The organism is Methylobacterium sp. yr668 (assembly GCF_900116245.1).
In the GTDB taxonomy this organism is placed as follows: Bacteria; Pseudomonadota; Alphaproteobacteria; order Rhizobiales; family Beijerinckiaceae; genus Methylobacterium.
The window spans coordinates 59,240-79,802 of record NZ_FOZY01000008.1 but is presented as its reverse complement, the minus strand read 5'-3'; the positions used below and the strand labels follow the sequence as shown (position 1 = coordinate 79,802).

The following is a 20,563-nucleotide window of genomic DNA, read 5'->3' as shown; positions in this document are numbered from 1 at the left end:
AGACCGGCACCCGTGGCATGCTTCTGGCGGATGGCAGGAGGGAGGGGCGGATCGCGATGACACAGGTGGATTTCCTCCGGCGCGCGATCGCGCAGGGTCAGGGCCGGGCCGAAGCCGATCTGGTCCTGAAGGGCGGCCACTTCCTCGACCTCGTCACCGGCGACCTCGTCGCCTCCGACATCGCGATCTGCGGCGACCGGATCGTCGGGACCTTCGGGCAGTATCGCGGCACCCGGGAGATCGACGTGTCCGGCAAGGTCGTGGTGCCGGGCTTCATCGACACGCATTTCCACGTCGAGTCGTCGCTGATGCCGCCGCAGGAATACGAGCGGTGCGTCCTGCCGCACGGCGTCACCACCGGGATCTGCGACCCGCACGAGATGGCCAACGTGCTCGGCACCGACGCCTTCACGTGGTTCCTCAGATCCTCCGAGACGCTGGCGATGGATCTGCGGGTGCAGCTCTCGTCCTGCGTGCCGGCCACCGACCACCTGGAGACCTCGGGCGCCCGGATCGAGGCGCAGGATCTCCTGCCCTTCGCGACGCACCCGAAGGTGATCGGCCTCGCCGAGTTCATGAACTTCCCGGGCGTGCTGGCGGGCGATGCGGGCGTGCTGGACAAGCTCGCGGCCTTCCAGGGGCGGCACATCGACGGGCACGCGCCGCTCCTGCGCGGCCTCGCGCTCAACGGCTACATCGCGGCGGGCATCCGCACCGAGCACGAGGCGACATCGCCCGAGGAGGCCCGCGAGAAGCTGTCGAAGGGCATGACCGTGCTGATCCGCGAGGGCTCGGTGTGCAAGGACCTGCACGCCCTCGCGCCGATCCTGACCGAGCGGACGGCGCCGTTCCTGGCCTTCTGCACCGACGACCGGAATCCCCTCGACATCGCCGAGGAGGGGCACCTCGACTTCGTCATCCGCACGGCCATCGCCCTCGGCGTGCCGCCGCTGGCCGCCTACCGGGCGGCCTCCTGGTCGGCGGCCCGCGCCTTCGGGCTGCACGACCGGGGCCTCGTCGCGCCCGGCCAGCGCGCCGACCTCGTGGTGCTCGACGATCTCGCCGCCTGTGCCGTGTCGCAAGTCCTCAGCGCGGGCCGGCCGGTGGACGCCGCGCTCTTCGACGCGCGCGCGTCGATCGAGCCGATCGGCCGCCGGAGCGTGCGGGCGCGGCACGTGACGGCCGCCGACTTCGCCGCTCCGGGCTCCGGGCCGTCGACGCCGGTGATCGGCGTCGTGCCCGGCAAGATCATCACCCTGCGGCACGACCTGACCCTGCCCTATTCCGGCGGCGAGCGCCGGATCGACCTCGACCAGGACGTCATCAAGGTCGCGGTGGTCGAGCGCCACGGCCGGACACAGCCGGGCGCGCGCGGCGTCGGGGTCGCGTTCGTGAAGGGGTTCGGCCTCAAGCGCGGCGCCATCGCCTCGTCGGTCGGGCACGACAGCCACAACATCACGGTGGTCGGGGCGGACGATGCCGACATGGCCGTGGCGGTAAACCGGCTCGGCGCGATTGAGGGCGGCTTCGTGGTGGTCGAGGGCGGCCGGGTGCTGGCCGAGATCGCGCTGCCGGTCGCCGGGCTCATGAGTCTCATGCCGTTCGACGCCATCCGCCGCTCGCTCGTAACCTTGCGCGACGCGGCGCGAAGCCTGGAGGTCGTCCTCCCGGAACCCTTCCTGCAGGTGGCCTTCCTGCCCCTGCCGGTGATCCCCCACCTGAAGATCACCGATCGAGGGCTCGTCGATGTCGACCGCTTCGCGCTGATCGATCCTTGAAATTAGATTGCGCGCAATCTAAATGGGCTGTGCGGAGGCGAGTCGGCGCCTACATGCCGGCGGCATCCCCAAACCGGAGAGTCCCATGCCCGTAGACGTGAAGTACCGTACCACCGCCACGGCCACCGGCGGCCGCGACGGCGCCGCCCGGACTGCCGACGGCAGCTTCGAGGTCAAGCTCTCGACCCCGAAGGAGCTCGGCGGCGCGGGCGGTCCGGGCGCGAACCCGGAGCAGCTCTTCGCGTCCGGCTACTCGGCCTGCTTCCTCGGCGCCATGAAGGCCGTCGCGCCGTCGCTGCAGCTGAAGGTCCCGGCCGAGACCACCGTGACCGCCGACGTCGGAATCGGCCCGCGTTCCGAGGGCGGCTTCGGCATCACCGCCGACCTGACCATCAGCCTCCCGGGCCTGGACCGCGCCGACGCGCAGAAGCTCGTCGACGCCGCCCACCAGGTCTGCCCGTACTCCAACGCGACCCGCGGCAACGTCAACGTCGGCCTGAAGCTGGCCTGATCCCCTCGGGGCCGGCCCGCGGACGCGTCCGCGGGCCGCTGCGCCGCTTTTGCCCGCGCGCGGCGCGACGGCGGTGCCGATCCCGTCCCAATCTCGGATGCGGACCGAGCGTCCGCGGCCGCTCACCCGTCGGCCCGGGCCCGCATGCAGACATGGCCCCCCGCGTCGAGGGTCACGCCCTCGAACGCCGTCCCGGCGACCCGCCCGCAGACCCAAAACACCTGGTTCGCCGTCATCGGCGCGACGCCGCGATACGTGAACGTCCGCGGCACGCGTCCGAGGAGCGTCGCGGCGAGGTTCATCAGCAGCGTCGCCTGCATCGGGCCGTGCACGACGAGGTCGGCGTAGCCTTCCACCCGCGTCGCGTAGGGCTGGTCGTAGTGGAAGCGGTGGCCGTTGAAGGTCATCGCCGAGTAGCGGAACAGCAGCGTCGGCGTCGCCGGCACCTCCCAGATCACCGCGTAGGATTCGGAACCGTCGCGCTCGGGCGCGGCGCCGGTTCCCGTCTGTGCGCCCGCCGCCTCGCGGTAGACGATATCCTGCCGCTCGCGGATCGCGACGCCCCGTTCTGTCGAGACCGTGTGGTCGACGGTGACGAAGCACAGGCTCCCGCTCCGCCCGCTCTTGAAGGCGACGTCCCGCACGGTCTCGGTGCGCGTGACCGTGTCCCCCGCGCGCAGGTCCGAGAGCGTCTCGATCTCGCCCCCCGCCCACATCCGCCGGGGCAGCGGCACCGGGGGCAGGAAGCCGCCCTTGGCGGCGTGGCCGTCGGGCCCGAGGGAATCGGCCGGCGGCGTCTCGGGCGCGAGGCACCAGTGCAGGGCCGGCGGCGCGATCCCGTCGGCGACCGGCGCCAGGTGCGGCGCGAAGGTCGCGCGGAACTCGGCGAGGAGGCGCGGGGTGACGAGGTCGGACGCCGCCCGCGTCCGGCCGATCCAGGCGCTGAGATCGGTCATGTCAGTACGAGCGCGGCAGGCCGAGCACGTGCTCGGACAGGTAGGCGAGGATCAGGTTCGTGGAGATCGGCGCGACCTGATAGAGGCGCGTCTCGCGGAACTTGCGCTCCACGTCGTACTCCTCGGCGAATCCGAAGCCGCCATGGGTCTGGATGCAGGCGTTCGCCGCCTCGAAGGACGCGTCGGCGGCGAGCATCTTGGCCATGTTGGCCTCGGCCCCGGGATTGGCCCCGCCCTCGTAGAGGGTCAGCGCCTCGCGGACCATGAGCTCGGCCGCGCGCATGTTGGCGTAGGCCTTCGCGATCGGGAACTGCACGCCCTGGTTGGCACCGATCGGCCGGCCGAAGACGGTCCGCTCGCCGGCATAGGCCCGGGCCCTGTCGATGAACCACTTGGCGTCGCCGACGCACTCGGCGGCGATCAGGATCCGCTCCGCGTTCATGCCGGACAGGATGTAGCGGAAGCCCCTGCCCTCTTCGCCGATGAGGTTCTGCGCCGGAACGCGGAGATTGTCGAAGAACACCTCCGTGGTGGCGTGGTTCATCATCGTGCGGATCGGCCGGATCGTCAGGCCGTTGCCCTTGGCCGCGCGCATGTCGACGAGCAGCACCGACAGCCCGTCCGTGCGCTTCATGCCCTCGGCCCGCGGCGTGGTGCGGGCGAGGAGCAGCATCAGGTCCGAGTGCTCGGCGCGGCTGGTCCAGATCTTCTGGCCGTTGACGACGTAGTGGTCGCCCTCCAGGCGGGCCGTCGTCTTCAGGCTGCCGGTATCGGTGCCGGAGGTCGGCTCGGTCACGCCGAAGGCCTGGAGCCGCAGGCGGCCCTCCGCGATGCCCGGCAGGTACTCGGCCTTCTGCGCCTCCGAGCCGTGCCGCAGCAGCGTGCCCATCGTGTACATCTGGGCGTGGCAGGCGCCGCCGTTGCAGCCCGCCCGCTGCACCTCCTCGAGGATCGCGGCGGCCGCCGAGAGCGGCAGGCCGGAGCCGCCGTACGCCTCGGGAATCAGCACCGACAGGTAGCCGCTCTCGGTCAGCGCGTTCACGAACTCGGTCGGGTAGGCCATCTCCCGGTCGAGGGCCCGCCAGTACGGTCCCGGGAAGCCGGCGCAGAGCTTGGCGACCGCCTCGCGGATCTCGGTATAGGCTTCCATCGGGGGCTCCTCAGGCCGTGCGGCCGCCGTCGACGGGGAGATCGACGCCGGTGATGAACGCCGCCTCGTCGGAGGCGAGGAACAGGGCGGCGGCGGCGATGTCGCTCGCCTCCGACAGGCGCCCGAGCGGGATCGTGGCGATGAAGCGGTCGCGGTTCTCGGGCGTGTCGAGGACGCCCATGAAGTGCTCGAGGAGCCCCGTGGCGCCCATGACCGGGCAGAGGGCGTTCACCCGGATCTTCCAGGGCGCCAATTCCAGGGCCAGCGACTTCGAGGCGAGGCTCGCCGCACCCTTGGAGGCGTTGTACCACGTCAGACCCGGGCGCGGCCGCAGCGCCGCCGTCGAGCTGACGTTGAGGATCGCGCCGCCGCCCGCGTCGCGCATCAGCGGGGCGACTTCCCGGATGTAGTGGAAGATCGACTTCACGTTGACCCGGAAGACCCGGTCGAAATCCTCCTCCGTGACCTCCATCAGCGGCTTGTTGCGGTGAGTGGTGCCGGCGTTGTTGACGAGAATGCTCGGCACGCCGAAGCGCTGCCGCGTCTCGGCGACGCTGGCGGCAACGTCGGCGGCCAGACCGACATCGGCGGCGATCGCGATGGCGTTCTCGCCGAGCGCCGCCGCGACGCGCCCGGCCGCCGCGCCGTCGATGTCCACGCAGGCCACCCTGGCGCCCTCCGCGGCGAAGCGCTGGGCGATCCCGGCCCCGAAGCCGCTGCCGGCCCCCGTCACGAGCGCGATCTTGCCGTCCAGTCTCATCGTCTCCTCCCGCTCATTCCGATGTGCCGTCAGATCGCCGTCCTCGAGCCCGGGGCGCGAACTCCTCGCGGATCCGCGCCCCGTGCTCGTCGATCGCCGGGACCGGCCCGAGGGCGCGGACCGCGCCGTCGATCAGCACCGGCGGCGCCACGATCCGGGCCGGCCCCGAAGGCGTCCGGACCTCCGCGCGGATCAGCGCGGGGTGCGTGGCGAGGTCCGCCAGAGTGTTGACGAAACCGTAGGCGGTGCCCGCCGCCTTCAGCCGGGCGGCGGCCGCGTCGCGGGTCAGCCGCACCAGCGCGGCGCCGATGCGCAGGTCGACCGCGGCGCGGTTGGCCACACGGGCGTTGTTGGACGCGAAGCCCTCGGCCCGGGCGAGCTCCGGCTCCCCGAGCACGCCGGCGCAGAAATTCGCCCACTCGCGCTCGTTCTGGATCGAGATCAGCACGAGGCTGCCGTCGCTCGTGGGGAAGGCGCCGTAGGGGCAGATCGACGGGTGCGCGAGGCCGACCCGCTGGGGCGCCTTGCCGGTCCCCTCGAAGTAGAGCAGCGGCACGTTCATCCAGTCGGCGGCGCCGCTGAACAGGCTGACCTCCAGGGCGCAGCCCTGCCCGGTGATCCCGCGGGCGATCAGCGCCTCGAGGACCGCGGCGTGGGCGTCCATCCCGCAGGCGACGTCGCAGACGGAGACGCCGACGCGGCCGGGCCCCGCCGGGTGGCCGGTGATCCCGGCGAGCCCGCTCTCGGCCTGGACCAGCAGGTCGTAGGCCTTCATGTCGCTGTAGGCGTTGCCGGCGCCGTAGCCGGAGATGTCGACGGTGATCAGCCGGGGGTAGCGCGCGCGCAGCTCCGCCGAGCCGAAGCCCGCCCGGGCCGTCGCGCCGGGGGCGAGGTTCTGCACGAACACGTCGGCCTGAGCGAGGATCGCGTGCAGCAGGCGGCCGTCGGCCGGATCCTTGATGTCGGCGACGAGGCTCTCCTTGCCGCGGTTGAGCCAGACGAAGTAGCTCGCCAGCCCGTTGACCGCCGCGTCGTAGCCGCGGGCGAAATCCCCCTCCGGCCGCTCGATCTTGATGACCCGGGCCCCGGCATCGGCGAGCCGCGAGGTGCAGTAGGGCGCGGCGACGGCCTGCTCCAGGGCGAGCACGGTCAGCCCTCGCAGCGGCAGGTTCTGGCTCATCCGCATCCTTCGGCTTCCCGCGGTCTCAGAGGGCCGGTGCCGCATGAACTGGAACGGCGAGAAGCCCCGCCAAGCGGGCCGCGGTGACAGGGCTGCCCGGCCATTGGCTTCGGGACGTCGCTTTCGCCGCGCTCAGCGTCTTTGCGAGCGGAGCGAAGCAATGCAGGGAAGCGCGACGTCGGCGAGCGCGGCGTATCTGGATCGCTTCGCTCCGCTCGCAGAGACGGCGGTCGGCCTCACTCCGCCGCGCGCAGCGTTGGCGGGCCGCGGACCTCCTCCACCGGCTCGGGGTCATCGAGCGCCCCGTCCACCGCCCGCGGCTTGTCGCGGAACGAGAAGCGGTGCGCCAGCCGGTCGAGGTAGATGTAGATCACCGGCGTGGTGAACAGCGTCAGCACCTGGCTGACCGCGAGGCCGCCCACCATGGCGTAGCCCAAGGGCTGCCGGATTTCCGAGCCGGTCCCGGTGGCGACCATCAGCGGGATGCCGCCGAGCAGGGCCGCCATCGTGGTCATGAGGATCGGCCGGAAGCGCAGCAGCGCGGCTTTCCGGATCGCAACCTCGGGCGAGAGGCCCTCCTCCCGCTCGGCGACGATGGCGAAGTCGACCAGCATGATGCCGTTCTTCTTCACGATGCCGATGAGGAGGATGATGCCGATCAGCGCGATCAGGCTGAAGTCGAACCCCGCCCACATCAGCACCGCCAGGGCGCCGACGCCGGCCGAGGGCAGCGTCGACAGGATGGTGATCGGGTGGATGAAGCTCTCGTAGAGGATGCCGAGGATCAGGTAGACCACGAACAGGGCCGCCAGGATCAGCAGCGGCACCGTCGAGAGCGATTGCTGGAAGGCCTGGGCGGTGCCCTGGAAGCCGCTCACCACGGTCGGCGGGACCTGCAGCTCCCGCATCGCCCGGCCGATCGCCTCCGTGGCCTGCCCGAGGGCGACGTCGGGGGCGAGGTTGAAGCTGATCGTCACCGCCGGGAACTGCCCCTGGTGGTTCACGGCCAGCGGCGCCACCGGAACCGTCGTCCAGCGGGCGAAGGCCGCGAGCGGCACCTGCCCGCCGCCGATCGGCGCCTTGATGTAGATCTTGTCGAGGCTCTCGACGCTGCCCTGCAGCGCCGGCAGAACCTCCAGGACGACGTGGTAGCTGTTGAGCTGCGTGAAGTACTGCGCGATCTGGCGCTGGCCGAACGCGTCGTAGAGCGTGTCGTCGATGAGCTGGGGCGTGATGCCGTAGCGCGAGGCGGCGTCGCGGTCGATCGACAGCGTCAGCGTCGTGCCGCGGGTCTGCTGGTCGGTGGCGACGTCGCGCAGCTCCGGCAGCGTCTTCATCTTGTCGAGGATGCGCGGCGCCCAGGTGTTCAGCTCGGCGAGGTCCGGGTCCTGAAGGGTGTACTCGAACTGCGTCCGCGAGGTGCGGCCGCCGGTGCGCACGTCCTGGGTCGCCTGGATGAATGTCCGGATGCCCTCGACGCGCTCCAGCTTGGGGCGCAGCCGGCCGATCACCTGGAAGGCGTTGACGTCGCGCTCGTCGCGGGGCTTCAGCGTGATGTACATGCGCCCGGAATTGAGCGCCTGGCCGTTGCCGCCGAGCGACATGCCGACGGTGGCGACCGCGGGATCGGCCTGGACGATCGCGCCGACCTTCTCCTGCAGCGCCTTCATCGCCGAGAAGGAGATGTCCTGCGACGCCTCGGTGACGCCGATCATGAAACCGGTGTCCTGCTGCGGGAAGAAGCCCTTCGGGATGGCGACGAACAGGTAGCCGGTCAGCGCCAGCGTGGCGAAGAAGACCAGCAGCGTGACGCGGCGGAAGCGCAGCGCGACGTCGAGGGCGTCGGCGTAGACCGCCAGCAGCCAGTCGAAGGCGGCCTCGCTCATGCGGTAGAGGCGGCCGTGGCGCTCGGCGTCGTGGGCCTTCAGCAGCCGCGAGGCCATCATCGGGGTCAGCGTCAGCGACACGAAGGCCGAGACCGCGATGGTCATCGACAGCACCACGGCGAACTCGCGGAACAGCCTTCCGATGATGCCGCCCATCAGCAGGAGCGGGATCAGCACGGCGATCAGCGACACCGAGATCGACACGATGGTGAAGCCGATCTCGCCCGCGCCCTTGAAGGCGGCCTCCATGGGCCGCATCCCCTCCTCGACGTAGCGGCTGATGTTCTCCAGCACGACGATGGCGTCGTCGACCACGAAGCCGACCGAGATGGTGAGCGCCATCAGCGAGAGGTTGTCGAGGGTGTAGCCCGCCATCCACATCAGCGCGCAGGCGCCGAGCAGCGCGAGCGGCACGGTCACGCTCGGGATCACGGTCGCCCAGAAGCTGCGCAGGAAGACGAAGATCACCCCGACGACCAGCACGATCGTCAGCAGCAGGGTGAACTGCACGTCCTCGACCGAGGCGCGGATGGTCTGCGTGCGGTCGCTCAGGATGCCGACCTTGATGGCGGCCGGCAGTGTGGCGGTCAGGCGGGGCAGCTGGGCCTTGATGCTGTCGACCGTGTCGATGACGTTGGCGCCGGGCTGCTTGAACACGACCAGGAAGATGCCGCGCTTGCCGTTGGTCCAGCCGGCCTGCTTGGTGTCCTCGGGGCCGGCGACCGCCTGTCCGATGTCGCGGACGCGCAGCGGCGCGCCGTCGCGATACGCGACGATGACGTCGTTCCAGTTGTGGGCCGCGGTGAGCTGGTCGTTGGCGTAGATGGTGTAGCTGTGGCTGCCGCCGTCGATGCTGCCCTTCGGGTTGTTGACCGTGGTGAGGGTGAGCTGCGCGCGCACGTCCTCCAGCGACAGGCCCTTGGCCACGAGCTTGGCCGGGTCGATCTGGATCCGCACGGCGGGCTTCTGCTGGCCGCCGATGAAGACCTGCGCGACGCCCGAGATCTGGCTGATCCGCTGGGCAAGCTGGACGTCGACCGCGTCGTCGACGTCGATCAGCGGCATGCTGTCGGACGTGGCCGAGAGCAGCAGGATCGGCGAATCGGCTGGATTGACCTTGCGGTAGGTCGGCGGGGTCGGGAGGTTCTTCGGGAGCTGGCCGCTGGCGGCGTTGATGGCCGCCTGGATGTCGCTCGCGGCGCCGTCGATGTTGCGGTTGAGGTCGAACTGGACCGTGACCGTCGAGATCCCGAGGGAGCTCGTCGAGGTCATCTGCGACACGCCGGGAATCTGCGAGAACTGCCGCTCGAGGGGCTGCGCCACCGACGAGGCCATCGTCTCCGGGCTGGCCCCGGGCAGCTGCGCGGTCACCTGGATGGTCGGGAAATCCACCTGCGGCAGCGGCGCGACGCCGAGCAGCGGGTAGGCCACGATCCCGAGGAACAGGATGCCGACCATGATCAGCGTGGTCGCCACCGGGAACCGGATGAACGGTGCCGAGATGCCGCCCTTCATGGCCGGGCCCCGCGCGGGGACGCGCCCGCCGTGAGGCGTCCCGCGCGCGTCACTGGACCGCCTCCGCCTGCGCGGTGTGGGCCGCGTGCGGATCGGCCACGAGGCTGCCGTCCTGCACCTTGTACTGGCCGGCGACGATCACCCGCTCGCCGGGCCGGAGGTCGCCGCTGAGAACGCGCGTCCGCCCCGAATCCGAGCGGCCCGCCTTCAGCGCGCGCTGATGCGCCCGGCTGGCATCGTCCACCACGAAGGCGAACAGCCCGTCGGGCCCGTGCTGGATCGCGTCGTCCGGCACCGTCGTGGCGACCGCGACCGTGCCGACCCGCATCTTGGTGGAGACCGACAGGCCCGGCCACAGCGCGTGGTTCCTGTTCTCGTAGACGGCCTTGAGGCGGATCGTGCCCGTCGCGGTGTCGACCTGGTTGTTGAACAGGGCGAGCTTGCCGTCGGCGAGCTTGGTCAGCCCGTCCGACGTCCAGGCCTCCACCGGCACGTCACCGGCCTTGAGGGCCGCGGTGATGGCGGGCAGCTGATCCTCCGGGGCCGTTAACACCACGAAGATCGGCTCGACCTGGGTGATCGTCACGATCGGGGTCTGGCCGGCCGCGTTGACGATGTTGCCGATATCGACCTGCCGGAAGCCCGTGACGCCGTCGATGGGCGCGCGGATCGTGGCGTAGCCGAGCTGCGTCGTGGCGTTGTCGATGGCCGCCTGGTCGGACGCCACCTGCGCGGTGAGCTGGGCGACCAGGGCCGTCTGCGTCTCGGTCTGCTGCCGGGAAGCGAAGGCGCCCAGCCCGGTGTAGCGGACAAGGTCCGCCTTCGCGTTGCCGAGGTTGGCCGTGTCCTGCTCCTTCTTGGCCTTCGCCTGATCCAGCGCCGCCTGGTAGGGCCGCGGGTCGATCTGCACGAGCACGTCGCCCTTGCGGACGGTCTGCCCCTCGCGGAACGCGACCTGCTGGATCTCGCCGTCGACGCGCGTGCGCACCTGGACGGTGTTGTACGCCTGGACGGTGCCGAGGCCGTTCGACACGAGGGCGAACGGCCCCTGCTCGACCGTGCCGAGGGTGACGGGCACCGGCGGCGGGGCCGCCGCCCGGGACTTCACCGCGGGCTGATTCAGGCGCGTGTAGCCGTAGGCACCGCCGCCCGCGACGGCGAGCAGCAGGAGGATCAGGCCGGCCGCGCCCGAGCGCTTCTTCGCCGGTTTGGTCGCGGCGCGACGCGCGTCGCCGTGGCGCCGGTCCGCGACCGTCTCGTCCGCGCGAGACCCGTCGCGGTCGTGCACGTCCTCACTCAGCATGCGCCGCTATCCGCCCGTTGATCCGACCGCTTCGCGGGCCGGGATAATTTTGCATTCAATAGCATACAATGGCCGCGCCGGACATCGCGGCGCTCCCCGGATCGCGGCAATGTTCCGTGAGCGGAAAGCGTGCTACCGCCGCCGAGAGTGGGCCGCGCCGCGGCGCCGGACGCTCCGCGCGGACGACAGGCGCCCGGCGTGCCCGCGCGGGATGGCCGCCGACGCCGCGCCGAGGATGTGAGACCGGGACGCCGCATGGCCTCGACCCTGGAACTGGACGGCCTGAACGAACTGCGCGACGCGCTGATCGAGGAGCGGCAGGTCATCGTCGCGTCGGTGCGCAAGCTGCGCGACGCGCGGCGGCAGAAGGGCACCTTCGTGCTGGGCGACGGCGCGGATGCCGGGCCGCGGCTGGTCGCCGTGCAGGAGCAGATCGTGGTGGTCGAATCCATCATCGCCGCGCTGACGCGATCCCGGGCCTGAGGTGCTCGCGGTCCGATCGGACGCACCCGTGCGGCGCCCGGGCCCTGGCCGATACCGGTCGGGATTGTCACAGTTCGGTGTCCGAGATGTTTCTGAGGGCTCGCGGCGTGCGCGGCCCCGGGCGGACACTGTTCGAGGCGACGGGCTGCGTGGCCGTCGCGTATTCATCGATCATCGTCAATAAATTATTGAATTAAGATCCCGGCAGGCGCCGGAACAGCGGCTCCGGATGCAATTCGGTCGAACCGGATCATTGCCCCGGTCGATCGACCGCCGGCAGCCTCCCCATCCGCGCCGATTTACGATCCGGTGTTCGGTTTGCCGGCGATGGATTGCGCCGCGCGTGACGATCCCGTCGGCTTGTACAGGATCTGCTCAACTTTCGGGCTGGACGATCGCGATCCTGTCCTGTTAGCGGACCGCACCTCAAGGCGCGGAACCTCGAACATGGACGCCTTCGATCACGCCAATATCGCGCGCGATGCCGACGAAACCGTCGATTCGCCTGTCGCGGATGAGCTCGTCGTGCTCTGGCGGGCGCTCGCCGCGGACCGGCGCGCCCAGGACGAGCGGACCGCGCGCCTGCGCGCCATGCGCCTCATCGGCGGCGAGGACGGCGCCGACTGATCACGCGGTCTCCGGCGCGCCGCCCGGCAGCCGGCTCGCCAGCACGAAGCCGACCGCCATCGCCATGGCCTCGGCCTGCGCGATCAGCGTCGGCTCGCCGGCCTCGCGCGCCGCCTGCAGCAGCTCGATCGCGTGCCGGCCGAGGCGCAGGTCCACATCGTCGCCGGCCGGGACCCCCTCCGGAATCCCGTGATTCTGGCTTCGGTCAGTCATTGGCGTGCGTGGGTCTCGAAGCTGTGGGCAGGGGCCTGAAAGGCGCCGAGGCCGCGATCCAGGATTGCGTGTCGGTGACGTCGCCGAACACCCGCATCACCGCGCTCACCGACCGGTGGATCTCGTCGGCGGAGATCCCGTCGAGGTCGTGGCTCGCGGAGGCGTCGGACAGGAAGGTCACGTCCTGGCCGCGGTGGAAGCCGTCGACCGCCGTCGCGAGGCAGGACGACTCGCCGGCGAAGCCCGCGATGACGAGCGGCGGCGATCCCCGCTCCATCGCGTCCGCGAAGGCGGGGCTGGCGTAGCAGGACGGGCGGTCCCGGTCGAAGATCATGTCGCAGCCGTGCGGCTCGAACCCCTCGATCCAGCGGACGAAGCGGCTGCCCGCCTGGAACAGCGGCGCGCCGATCCAGCGGACGTAGACCACCTGCATGCCGCTCGCGCGGGCATGCGCGAGGGCGCGCCGGCAGTTGGAGAGCGCGGGCTCGATCCCCGCCAGGGCGAGCGGGCGGCCCGCGATCTCGTATTCCTGCTGCATGTCCACCAGCACCAGGGCCGGGACGCTGCGCGGCCGGCGATACAGCGCCGGGTTGATCGGCTGGTTCATCGCGCGGCCACCGCCCGGTCGACGGACGGGCGGGTCACGGCGCGGCTCCGCGAGCGGTCGAGGGCGCCCGCCCGGTGCCAGCGCCCCTCCGGCCGGATGATGACGTAGGGGTCGGCGCCCAGGCCGATCGCCTGCGGGTGCGGCTCCGCCTCCATCAGCATCTCGACGTAATCGAAATCCGAGAAGACCAGCTCCTGCGCGCCCTCGAAGACCCGGAAGCCGAAGCGACTCCAGAAGCCGACGAGGCGCTTCTGGGCGTGGCCGTAGAGCCGTCGGTAGCCCTTGACCCGGGCCAGCTCGATCCCGGCGCGGACCAGCGCGAAGGACAGGCGCGTGTTGCGGAACTCGGCCCGGACCGCGAGGCGCTCGATCTTGGCGAAATCCGCGAAGAACCGGATTCGCAGGCAGCCCGCCGGCTCTTCGCCGACGTAGCCGATCAGGTGCGTCGCCGAGAGGTCGTTGCCGTCGAACTCCTCCTCGTACGGGCAGGCCTGCTCCGCCATGTAGACGGCGGCGCGCAGGGCGATCACGCGGGACAGGTCCTCCATGTTCCGCGCGACCGCGACGCTGATGCCGGTCCCGCCGGACCGGTGGGTGTCGTACGGGGGCGCCGGCTCCGCCTTCGACGCGCGGGCGAAATGGTACAGGGCACCGCGGGCGGAGGTCTGCGCCGTGAAACCGAGGGTGGTCAGGAGGTCGGCGCCCTCGGGGGTGGCCGCGCGGGCGTAGAAGTCGACGCCCCGGTAGGTCGGGCTCGACAGACGGTCGAAGACGAGGCCGACGCCGCCGGAGAGGCGCCGCCGCGCGTAGACGGCCCAGACGTAGATGCCCGCCGGGCGCTCGTGCTGGCCGGCCAGCATCGCGGCGGGCGGATCGGACGCGTCGAGCGTCCCGGCCTTGAGCGCCGCCAGGCCGTCGGCGTTCAGCATCAGGCAGGCCACGAACCCCTCGCCCCGCGGATCCGCGGCGTCGAACCGGTGGCGCTGGGCGATCGCTAGGACGCTGTCGGGATTGATCGACATCACCCGCTGGACGGTGCGCAGGGGCGCGAGATCGGGCAGATCCGCGCGCGCCGACGCGATCAGCCGCGCCAGATCGTCCGGGGTCGGTGTGAAGATGACGAGGTGCCTGGCAATTCGGCCGACCTCGAGCGCATTCAGCGCGTGCCGCGGCTCGGGAGAGACTAGCGCTGTACCGAGTTGATCGGCGTCCTTGGCCACGAACTGCGCGCGAGCAATGTGCACCGTCATCGGATGACCTGTCATTCGGGTACGGATTGACGGTTAAGCACTTCGCATCTAGCGCTCTGGCTGTATGTGCAAAATTTGAAACAGGGGTGTTCCGTCGATGGAACAGGCGGAGGCGATCCGGGACCCGATGCCCGACTGGCAGAGCATCCGGGTCTTCCTGGCGCTCCAGCGGTCCGGCAGCTTCCGCTCAGCGGCGACGAAGCTCGGCCTGTCGGTGAACTCGGTGCGGCGCCGGATCGACGATCTCGAGGCGCTGATCGGCGCGCCGCTGCTGACCCGCCACGTCGACGGCATCCGCCTCACCGCCGAGGGCCACGCGATCCTCGAGGCCGCCGGCCGCATGGAGGCGGCCGCCTTCAGCCTCGTGCGCACCGGCGAGGGCGCGCCCTTCGCCGAGACCGGCGAGGTGCGGATCGCCGTGACGGAGGGGCTGGGCGCCTTCTGGCTCGCGCCGCGGCTCGTCGAGTTCCAGCGCGCCAACCCGCGCCTGACCGTCGACCTGCGCTGCGCGATGGAATCCGCCGACGTCCTGCGGCTAGAGGCCGACGTCGCGATCCAGCTGACGCGGCCGACCAGCCCGGACCTGCGCATCGTCAAGCTCGGCCGGATCCACATGGTGCCCTACGCCGCGCGGAGCTACGAGGAGACCTACGGGCTCCCGGCGCGCCCCGAGGACCTGGAGCGCCACCGGATCGTGGTGCAGGACGGCGGCCAGACCGTCGCCCTCGAGGATTACGTGCGCACGGTGCCGGGCTTCCCCGCGAAGGTCCCGATCACCCTGAAGATCAACGTCAGCAGCGCGTATTACTGGGCCATCGCCAAGGGAGCCGGGATCGGCCTGCTGCCGACCTATGCCAGCGCGATCGGCGCGCAGGTCGTCCCTGTGGACAATCTCGGCCGCTTCAGCGTCGACATCTGGCTGACCTATCACCCGGACGCCGAGCGGATCACCCGCGTGCGGCGGACGATCGACTGGCTACGGGCCTCCTTCAATCCGAAGCGCTATCCCTGGTTCCGGGACGAGTTCATCCACCCCCGCGACCTGCCGGGTGCCGTGAAAGGCGCCCCCCTGCCCGACCTGTTCGCCGGCTTCATCGCCATGACGCCGTGACGCCTCCGTGATTCCGGCGGGCCGCGACGGCCGCTGGTCCGGGTCCTGCAACGGCCGACGCCCACCCTTGACCGCGCCGCGCGCATGATCCTTGCTCCGGCCGCCGCGACGACGAGGTTGCCCGTGCTGCTGACGCCCCGTGAGAAGGACAAGTTGCTCATCGCCATGGCGGCGCAGGTGGCGCGCAACCGCCTCGCCCGCGGCGTGAAGCTCAACCATCCGGAATCGGTGGCGTTGATCACCGACTTTGTGGTCGAGGGCGCGCGGGACGGCCGCACCGTGGCCGACCTGATGCAGGCCGGCGCCACCGTGCTGAACGCCGATCAGGTCATGAAGGGCGTGCCCGAGATGATCCACGACATCCAGGTGGAGGCGACCTTCCCGGACGGCACGAAGCTCGTCACCGTGCATCACCCGATCCGCGGTGCGGCCTCGTCCGACATCCCCGGCGCGGTGACGACTCTGCCCGGCGAGATCGTGTTCAACCCCGGCGCCGAGCGGACCGTGATCGAGGTCGCCAATGTCGGCGACCGGCCGATCCAGGTCGGCTCGCACTATCACTTCTTTGAGGTCAATCCGGGCCTCGTGTTCCCGCGGGAGCAGGCCCGCGGCAAGCGCCTCGACATCGCGCCGGGCACCGCCGTGCGGTTCGAGCCGGGATCGACGCGGGAAGTGGCGCTGGTGCCGCTCTCCGGCGGGCGCACCGTCTACGGGTTCCGCGGCGACGTGATGGGCAAGCTCTGATCATGGCCAACACGCCCAAGCCCGCCAGCCTGCCGCGCTCGGCCTACGCCGACATGTTCGGCCCGACCGTCGGCGACCGCATCAGGCTCGCGGACACGAGCCTGGAGATCACGGTCGAGCGCGACTTCACCACCTACGGCGAGGAGGTGAAGTTCGGCGGCGGCAAGGTCATCCGCGACGGCATGGGCCAGAGCCAGGCCACGAACGCCGACGGCGCCGTCGACACGGTGATCACCAACGCGGTGGTCCTCGACCACTGGGGCATCGTGAAGTGCGATGTCGGCATCGTGCGCGGCCGGATCTTCCGGCTTGGCAAGGCCGGCAATCCGGACGTGCAGCCCGGGGTCGACATCGTGGTCGGGCCTGGCACCGAGGTCATCGCCGGCGAGGGCAAGATCCTGACGGCGGGCGGCTTCGACAGCCACATCCACTTCATCTGCCCGCAGCAGATCGAGGAGGCGCTCTGCTCGGGGGTCACCACGATGCTCGGCGGCGGCACCGGCCCGGCGCACGGCACCTTCGCCACCACCTGCACGCCGGGCCCCTGGCACATCGCCCGGATGATCGAGGCGGCGGATTCCTTCCCGATGAACCTCGCCTTCGCCGGGAAGGGCAACGCGTCCCGTCCGGAGAGCCTCGTCGAGATGGTGCGGGCGGGTGCCTGCGCGCTGAAGCTGCACGAGGACTGGGGCACCACGCCCGCGGCGATCGATACCTGCCTGTCGGTGGCGGACGCCCACGACATCCAGGTCATGATCCACACCGACACGCTCAACGAATCGGGCTTCGTCGAGGACACGATCGCGGCCTTCAAGGGCCGGACCATTCACGCCTTCCACACCGAGGGCGCGGGCGGCGGCCACGCGCCGGACATCATCAAGGTGGCCGGGCTGCCCAACGTGCTGCCGTCGTCCACCAACCCGACGCGGCCCTACACGTGGAACACGATCGACGAGCATCTCGACATGCTCATGGTGTGCCACCACCTCGACCCGTCGATCCCCGAGGATCTCGCCTTCGCGGAGAGCCGGATCCGGCGCGAGACCATCGCGGCCGAGGACATCCTGCACGACATCGGCGCGCTCTCGATGATGTCCTCCGACAGCCAGGCGATGGGCCGGGTCGGCGAGGTCATCATCCGCACGTGGCAGACCGCCGACAAGATGAAGCGCCAGCGGGGCGCCCTGCCGGGCGACGCGTCCGGCACCGACAACCTGCGGGCGCGCCGCTACGTCGCCAAGTACACGATCAACCCGGCCATCGCGCACGGCATCTCCCGGCATATCGGCTCGGTCGAGGCCGGCAAACTCGCCGACCTCGTGCTGTGGACGCCGGCCTTCTTCGGCGTGAAGCCCGACCTCGTGCTGAAGGGCGGCAGCATCGCGGCCGCGCCCATGGGCGACCCGAACGCCTCGATCCCGACGCCGCAGCCGGTCCATTACCGGCCGATGTTCGGCGCCTACGGACGGGCGCCCTTCGCCACCGCCCTCACCTTCGTCTCCCGGGCGGCGGTCGAGGACGGCCTGCGGGAGCGGCTGGGCGTGCAGAAGGAGCTGGTCGCCGTTGAGAACGTCCGCGGCGGCATCTCGAAGAAGAGCATGGTGCTGAACGACGCCACGCCGGTCATCGAGGTCGATCCGGAGACCTACGACGTGCGCGCCGACGGCGAGCTGCTGGTCTGCGAGCCGGCCGAGGTGCTGCCGATGGCGCAGCGCTACTTCCTGTTCTGAGATAGGATGGGCTCGGTGGCAGGAGAGCCGCGATGACGAAGATCGCCCAGCTTCCGGCGAGGGACGACCTCTACACGACCGATCTCTGCCTCTGGACCGAGGAGCAGGCAGCCCTGCTCCGGGCCGGGCGCTGGCCGGATCTGGACCGCGCCAACGTCGCCGAGGAGATCGAGAGCTTGGGCGGATCCCAGAAATCCGAGATCCGGAGCCGTCTCGCCATCCTGCTGCTGCACCTGCTGAAGTGGGAATTTCAGCCGGAGAAGCGGAAGTACGGCTGGCGCGCGACCATCCTCGAGCAGCGCATCCGGATCGATGACCTGATCGACGTGAGCCCCAGCCTCCAGTCCTGGCCGGATGCGGTGCTCGCGAAGGCCTATTCCGTCGCTGTCCTCGGGGCCGCGAGCGAGACGGGCTTGCCCGGATCCGTCTTTCCGAAATCCTGTCCCTACGCGATCGAGCAGATCCGTGAGCTGGGCTTCTATCCGGGCACGCCGGAGACGGACGTTGTCTGACCGCGCCCGAGAACCCCGCCCGAACCGTCGACCATGATCCGCGCCACCCGCATCCTCCGCCGCGACGCCCTGTCAGGTGGCGAGATCGTCGACCGCGTCGTCCTCGATCACGGCGACCGCCACCGCCGCCGCGTCGCCATGCGCGGCGCCGGGGGACTGAGCTTCCTGCTGGACCTTCCGGAGCCGACCGTGCTGGAGGACGGCGACGCCCTGGTCCTGCAGGACGGACGCCTCGTCTGGGTCGAGGCCGCGCCGGAGCGCCTGCTCGAGATCCGGGCCGCCGGCGATCACGCCCTCAAGCGCCTGATCTGGCACATCGGCAACCGGCACATCGCCGCCGAGATCGGCCCGGACGCGGTCTGGATCGCGCACGACCACGTCCTCGCCGAGATGGTCCGGGGCCTCGGTGGCACCGCCGAGCCGGTGGTGCGCCCGTTCCGGCCCGAGGGCGGCGCCTATTCCGGGGATCATGGCAACGGTCACGGGCACGACCACCCGCATGGCGGCCACCAGCACCACCATGCCGCGGGCTGACGCCCTGGAGGCGCTGCGCCTGATGGCATGGCTGTCGCCCGGCTACCCGGTCGGGGCCTACGCCTACTCGCACGGGCTCGAATGGGCGGTCGAGGCGGGCGACGTTCGCGACGAGGCGAGCCTGACCGAGTGGCTCCGGGACGTCTGCGAGCGCGGCGCCCTGCGCAACGACCTGATCCTGGCCGCCCATGCCCACGCGGCGGCGCTGTCCGCGGACGGCGCCGCGCTGGTCGCCGTCAACGACCTCGCGCTGGCGCTGGCGCCGTCGCGGGAGCTGCACCTGGAGACGAGCCAGCAGGGCCGCAGCTTCCTCGACGCGACGCGCGGCGCGTGGCCCTGCGACGCCCTCGACGCCCTGGCCGGCAATCTGCCGGGGCCGGTCGCCTACCCGGTCGCGGTCGGCCTCGCGGCCGGCGCGCACGGCATGAATCCGGGGCCCGTGCTCGCCGCCTACGGCCTCGCCTTCCTCCAGAATCTCGTCTCCGCGGCCCTCCGGGCGGCGCCCGTGGGTCAGGCCGCCGGCACGCGGGTCGTGGCAGCGCTCGCGCCGCGCCTCGCCGGGCTCGCCGAGGCAGCCGCCGCGGCGGATCTCGACGCGCTCGGTGCCGCCACCTTCCGCCTGGATCTCGGCTCCTTCCGCCATGAGACCCAGTATTCCCGCATCTTCCGATCCTGAGCCCGCAGCATGACCTCCACGAACGGCCCCCTCCGCGTCGGCATCGGCGGACCTGTCGGTTCCGGCAAGACCGCCCTGATGGAGCAGCTCTGCAAGCGCTTCCGCGACCGCTACGAGATCTGCGCCATCACCAACGACATCTACACGAAGGAGGACGCGCGGATCCTCACGGTCGCGGGCGCCCTGCCAGAGGAGCGCATCCTCGGCGTCGAGACCGGGGGGTGCCCGCACACCGCGATCCGGGAGGATGCCTCGATCAATCTCGCCGCCGTCGCCGAGATGAGCCGGCGCTTCCCGAAGCTCGACCTCGTGCTGATCGAGTCCGGCGGCGACAACCTCGCGGCGACGTTCTCGCCGGAACTCGCCGACATCACGCTCTACGTGATCGACGTCGCCGGCGGCGAGAAGATCCCCCGCAAGGGCGGTCCGGGCATCACCCGGTCCGACCTGCTGATCGTCAACAAGACGGACCTCGCGCCGCTCGTCGGCGCCGACCTGTCGGTGATGGAATCCGACACGCAGCGGATGCGCGGCACCCGGCCGTACGTGTTCGCGTCCCTGCGCGAGGGCGCGGGCGCGGACGCGGTGGCGCGTTTCGTGGAGGAGGCGGGCGGCCTGGGCCGCTGAGTCGACGCGCCGGTCCGGGTGGCCGGCGGGTCACGTTTCCTAGCGGCCGGCCTCGGCCGAGCGCGCGCGGACCGACGACCTGCTCGGGGTGCCCATGAGCGCGTCCAGGCGGCTCATCCGCGCGTTGAAATCGTTCAGGACGGTCTGGCGCGCCTTGATCGCGGCGCTGGGCTGCGCCTTGGCGGGGGTGTGCCGCGGGCGGGCCTCCGCCTGGACCGCCGGAACGGCGAGGAGCGCGGCCAGCGCCGCGATGGTCAGAGTGCGGGTCATCGTGCAATCCTTCCGCGGCCGCCGTGTCGGACGGCGCGACGCTGCGCTGAGGATATGCGCGCCCAGAGCGCGGCCGCGTGCGCGAGCGCACAGCACGCAGACGTGATCGGGATGAGCGCCGTCGGGCCATCGCGGCGTTG

Annotated in this window: 21 protein-coding genes; 11 read left to right on the top strand and 10 right to left on the bottom strand. The window is 71.0% G+C overall.

The window, feature by feature from the left end; translation table 11 throughout:
- Positions 1–56 precede the first annotated feature (56 nt).
- Together ade and BM419_RS12465 are read left to right on the top strand one after the other, a co-directional pair.
- Positions 57–1,778, top strand: coding sequence for an adenine deaminase (gene ade, locus BM419_RS12470; RefSeq protein WP_091926630.1), 1,722 nt, complete (start codon positions 57–59; stop codon positions 1,776–1,778).
- A gap of 85 nt (positions 1,779–1,863) precedes the next feature.
- Positions 1,864–2,289, top strand: coding sequence for an organic hydroperoxide resistance protein (locus tag BM419_RS12465; RefSeq protein WP_020091957.1), 426 nt, complete (start codon positions 1,864–1,866; stop codon positions 2,287–2,289).
- Between the two features lie 122 nt (positions 2,290–2,411).
- Here the strand turns inward: BM419_RS12465 and BM419_RS12460 are convergent, their stop codons facing one another.
- The 6 genes from BM419_RS12460 to BM419_RS12435 all read right to left on the bottom strand — a co-directional run bounded on the left by BM419_RS12460 (position 2,412) and on the right by BM419_RS12435 (position 11,039).
- On the bottom strand, positions 2,412–3,245 hold the full coding sequence (locus BM419_RS12460) for an HTD2 family dehydratase (protein WP_091926629.1): 834 nt from the start codon (positions 3,243–3,245) through the stop codon (positions 2,412–2,414).
- A 1-nt stretch (position 3,246) separates the two neighbouring features.
- Positions 3,247–4,395 (bottom strand): acyl-CoA dehydrogenase family protein, encoded by a 1,149-nt coding sequence (locus BM419_RS12455; RefSeq protein WP_056528575.1) that lies wholly within the window; start codon positions 4,393–4,395, stop codon positions 3,247–3,249.
- A gap of 10 nt (positions 4,396–4,405) precedes the next feature.
- Positions 4,406–5,155 (bottom strand): SDR family oxidoreductase, encoded by a 750-nt coding sequence (locus tag BM419_RS12450; RefSeq protein WP_091926628.1) that lies wholly within the window; start codon positions 5,153–5,155, stop codon positions 4,406–4,408.
- Positions 5,156–5,168: 13 nt separating this feature from the next.
- The gene (locus BM419_RS12445) at positions 5,169–6,335 is read right to left on the bottom strand and encodes a CaiB/BaiF CoA transferase family protein (protein WP_091926627.1); all 1,167 of its coding nucleotides are present in this window, start codon (positions 6,333–6,335) and stop codon (positions 5,169–5,171) included.
- Positions 6,336–6,571: 236 nt separating this feature from the next.
- Entirely contained in the window at positions 6,572–9,736 is a 3,165-nt protein-coding gene (locus BM419_RS12440; RefSeq protein ID WP_091926626.1) for an efflux RND transporter permease subunit, read from the bottom strand.
- 49 nt (positions 9,737–9,785) lie between these two features.
- Entirely contained in the window at positions 9,786–11,039 is a 1,254-nt protein-coding gene (locus BM419_RS12435; protein WP_091926625.1) for an efflux RND transporter periplasmic adaptor subunit, read from the bottom strand.
- A gap of 255 nt (positions 11,040–11,294) precedes the next feature.
- Between BM419_RS12435 and BM419_RS12430 the strand changes: the two genes are divergently transcribed.
- The gene (locus BM419_RS12430; RefSeq protein ID WP_042673504.1) at positions 11,295–11,522 is read left to right on the top strand and encodes a hypothetical protein; all 228 of its coding nucleotides are present in this window, start codon (positions 11,295–11,297) and stop codon (positions 11,520–11,522) included.
- Positions 11,523–11,969: 447 nt separating this feature from the next.
- On the top strand, positions 11,970–12,149 hold the full coding sequence (locus BM419_RS12425) for a hypothetical protein (protein WP_091926624.1): 180 nt from the start codon (positions 11,970–11,972) through the stop codon (positions 12,147–12,149).
- Here the strand turns inward: BM419_RS12425 and BM419_RS12420 are convergent, their stop codons facing one another.
- The 3 genes from BM419_RS12420 to BM419_RS33365 are packed head-to-tail and all read right to left on the bottom strand — an operon-like array spanning position 12,150 to position 14,219.
- Positions 12,150–12,362 (bottom strand): hypothetical protein, encoded by a 213-nt coding sequence (locus BM419_RS12420; protein ID WP_026604754.1) that lies wholly within the window; start codon positions 12,360–12,362, stop codon positions 12,150–12,152.
- Entirely contained in the window at positions 12,355–12,969 is a 615-nt protein-coding gene (locus BM419_RS12415) for a cysteine hydrolase family protein (protein ID WP_091926623.1), read from the bottom strand. The genes BM419_RS12420 and BM419_RS12415 overlap by 8 nt, the downstream gene beginning before the upstream one ends.
- Complete coding sequence (locus BM419_RS33365; protein WP_091926622.1) at positions 12,966–14,219, bottom strand: GNAT family N-acetyltransferase; 1,254 nt, start codon at positions 14,217–14,219, stop codon at positions 12,966–12,968. Before BM419_RS33365 ends, BM419_RS12415 begins: the two co-directional genes overlap by 4 nt.
- A 97-nt stretch (positions 14,220–14,316) precedes the next feature.
- On the opposite strand from BM419_RS33365, the gene BM419_RS12405 reads away from it, so the two are divergent.
- The 7 genes from BM419_RS12405 (at position 14,317) to ureG (ending at position 20,153) form a co-directional block, all read left to right on the top strand.
- Positions 14,317–15,330: a LysR family transcriptional regulator gene (locus tag BM419_RS12405; RefSeq protein WP_091926621.1), complete on the top strand. Its 1,014-nt coding sequence runs from the start codon at positions 14,317–14,319 to the stop codon at positions 15,328–15,330.
- Between the two features lie 123 nt (positions 15,331–15,453).
- The gene (locus BM419_RS12400; protein WP_091926620.1) at positions 15,454–16,074 is read left to right on the top strand and encodes an urease subunit gamma; all 621 of its coding nucleotides are present in this window, start codon (positions 15,454–15,456) and stop codon (positions 16,072–16,074) included.
- Between the two features lie 2 nt (positions 16,075–16,076).
- The gene (gene ureC, locus BM419_RS12395) at positions 16,077–17,804 is read left to right on the top strand and encodes an urease subunit alpha (RefSeq protein ID WP_091926619.1); all 1,728 of its coding nucleotides are present in this window, start codon (positions 16,077–16,079) and stop codon (positions 17,802–17,804) included.
- A gap of 32 nt (positions 17,805–17,836) precedes the next feature.
- On the top strand, positions 17,837–18,316 hold the full coding sequence (locus BM419_RS12390) for a DUF29 domain-containing protein (protein ID WP_091926618.1): 480 nt from the start codon (positions 17,837–17,839) through the stop codon (positions 18,314–18,316).
- Positions 18,317–18,349: 33 nt separating this feature from the next.
- Positions 18,350–18,850 carry an urease accessory protein UreE gene (locus BM419_RS12385; RefSeq protein WP_091926617.1) on the top strand — a complete coding sequence of 167 codons (501 nt, stop codon included), beginning with the start codon at positions 18,350–18,352 and terminating at the stop codon, positions 18,848–18,850.
- On the top strand, positions 18,816–19,526 hold the full coding sequence (locus tag BM419_RS12380) for an urease accessory protein UreF (protein WP_244534850.1): 711 nt from the start codon (positions 18,816–18,818) through the stop codon (positions 19,524–19,526). The genes BM419_RS12385 and BM419_RS12380 overlap by 35 nt, the downstream gene beginning before the upstream one ends.
- A 9-nt stretch (positions 19,527–19,535) precedes the next feature.
- A complete protein-coding gene (ureG, locus tag BM419_RS12375) occupies positions 19,536–20,153 on the top strand; it encodes an urease accessory protein UreG (RefSeq protein ID WP_020091939.1) in 618 nt (205 codons plus the stop codon).
- Positions 20,154–20,192: 39 nt separating this feature from the next.
- Here the strand turns inward: ureG and BM419_RS12370 are convergent, their stop codons facing one another.
- Entirely contained in the window at positions 20,193–20,423 is a 231-nt protein-coding gene (locus tag BM419_RS12370; protein ID WP_056528533.1) for a hypothetical protein, read from the bottom strand.
- Positions 20,424–20,563: the final 140 nt, after the last annotated feature.

Excerpts from the sequence above, each read along its gene's own strand:
- BM419_RS12440 (WP_091926626.1), bottom strand. The coding sequence starts at position 9,736 with ATGAAGGGCGGCATCTCGGCACCGTTCATCCGGTTCCCGGTGGCGACC.
- BM419_RS12435 (WP_091926625.1), bottom strand. The coding sequence starts at position 11,039 with ATGCTGAGTGAGGACGTGCACGACCGCGACGGGTCTCGCGCGGACGAG.
- ureC (WP_091926619.1), top strand. The coding sequence starts at position 16,077 with ATGGCCAACACGCCCAAGCCCGCCAGCCTGCCGCGCTCGGCCTACGCC.
- ade (WP_091926630.1), top strand. The coding sequence starts at position 57 with ATGACACAGGTGGATTTCCTCCGGCGCGCGATCGCGCAGGGTCAGGGC.
- BM419_RS12455 (WP_056528575.1), bottom strand. The coding sequence starts at position 4,395 with ATGGAAGCCTATACCGAGATCCGCGAGGCGGTCGCCAAGCTCTGCGCC.
- BM419_RS12390 (WP_091926618.1), top strand. The coding sequence starts at position 17,837 with ATGACGAAGATCGCCCAGCTTCCGGCGAGGGACGACCTCTACACGACC.
- BM419_RS12380 (WP_244534850.1), top strand. The coding sequence starts at position 18,816 with ATGGCGGCCACCAGCACCACCATGCCGCGGGCTGACGCCCTGGAGGCG.
- BM419_RS12370 (WP_056528533.1), bottom strand. The coding sequence starts at position 20,423 with ATGACCCGCACTCTGACCATCGCGGCGCTGGCCGCGCTCCTCGCCGTT.
- BM419_RS12445 (WP_091926627.1), bottom strand. The coding sequence starts at position 6,335 with ATGAGCCAGAACCTGCCGCTGCGAGGGCTGACCGTGCTCGCCCTGGAG.
- BM419_RS12405 (WP_091926621.1), top strand. The coding sequence starts at position 14,317 with ATGGAACAGGCGGAGGCGATCCGGGACCCGATGCCCGACTGGCAGAGC.
- BM419_RS12420 (WP_026604754.1), bottom strand. The coding sequence starts at position 12,362 with ATGACTGACCGAAGCCAGAATCACGGGATTCCGGAGGGGGTCCCGGCC.
- BM419_RS12465 (WP_020091957.1), top strand. The coding sequence starts at position 1,864 with ATGCCCGTAGACGTGAAGTACCGTACCACCGCCACGGCCACCGGCGGC.
- BM419_RS12425 (WP_091926624.1), top strand. The coding sequence starts at position 11,970 with ATGGACGCCTTCGATCACGCCAATATCGCGCGCGATGCCGACGAAACC.
- BM419_RS12460 (WP_091926629.1), bottom strand. The coding sequence starts at position 3,245 with ATGACCGATCTCAGCGCCTGGATCGGCCGGACGCGGGCGGCGTCCGAC.
- BM419_RS12450 (WP_091926628.1), bottom strand. The coding sequence starts at position 5,155 with ATGAGACTGGACGGCAAGATCGCGCTCGTGACGGGGGCCGGCAGCGGC.
- ureG (WP_020091939.1), top strand. The coding sequence starts at position 19,536 with ATGACCTCCACGAACGGCCCCCTCCGCGTCGGCATCGGCGGACCTGTC.
- BM419_RS12385 (WP_091926617.1), top strand. The coding sequence starts at position 18,350 with ATGATCCGCGCCACCCGCATCCTCCGCCGCGACGCCCTGTCAGGTGGC.
- BM419_RS12415 (WP_091926623.1), bottom strand. The coding sequence starts at position 12,969 with ATGAACCAGCCGATCAACCCGGCGCTGTATCGCCGGCCGCGCAGCGTC.
- BM419_RS33365 (WP_091926622.1), bottom strand. The coding sequence starts at position 14,219 with ATGACGGTGCACATTGCTCGCGCGCAGTTCGTGGCCAAGGACGCCGAT.
- BM419_RS12430 (WP_042673504.1), top strand. The coding sequence starts at position 11,295 with ATGGCCTCGACCCTGGAACTGGACGGCCTGAACGAACTGCGCGACGCG.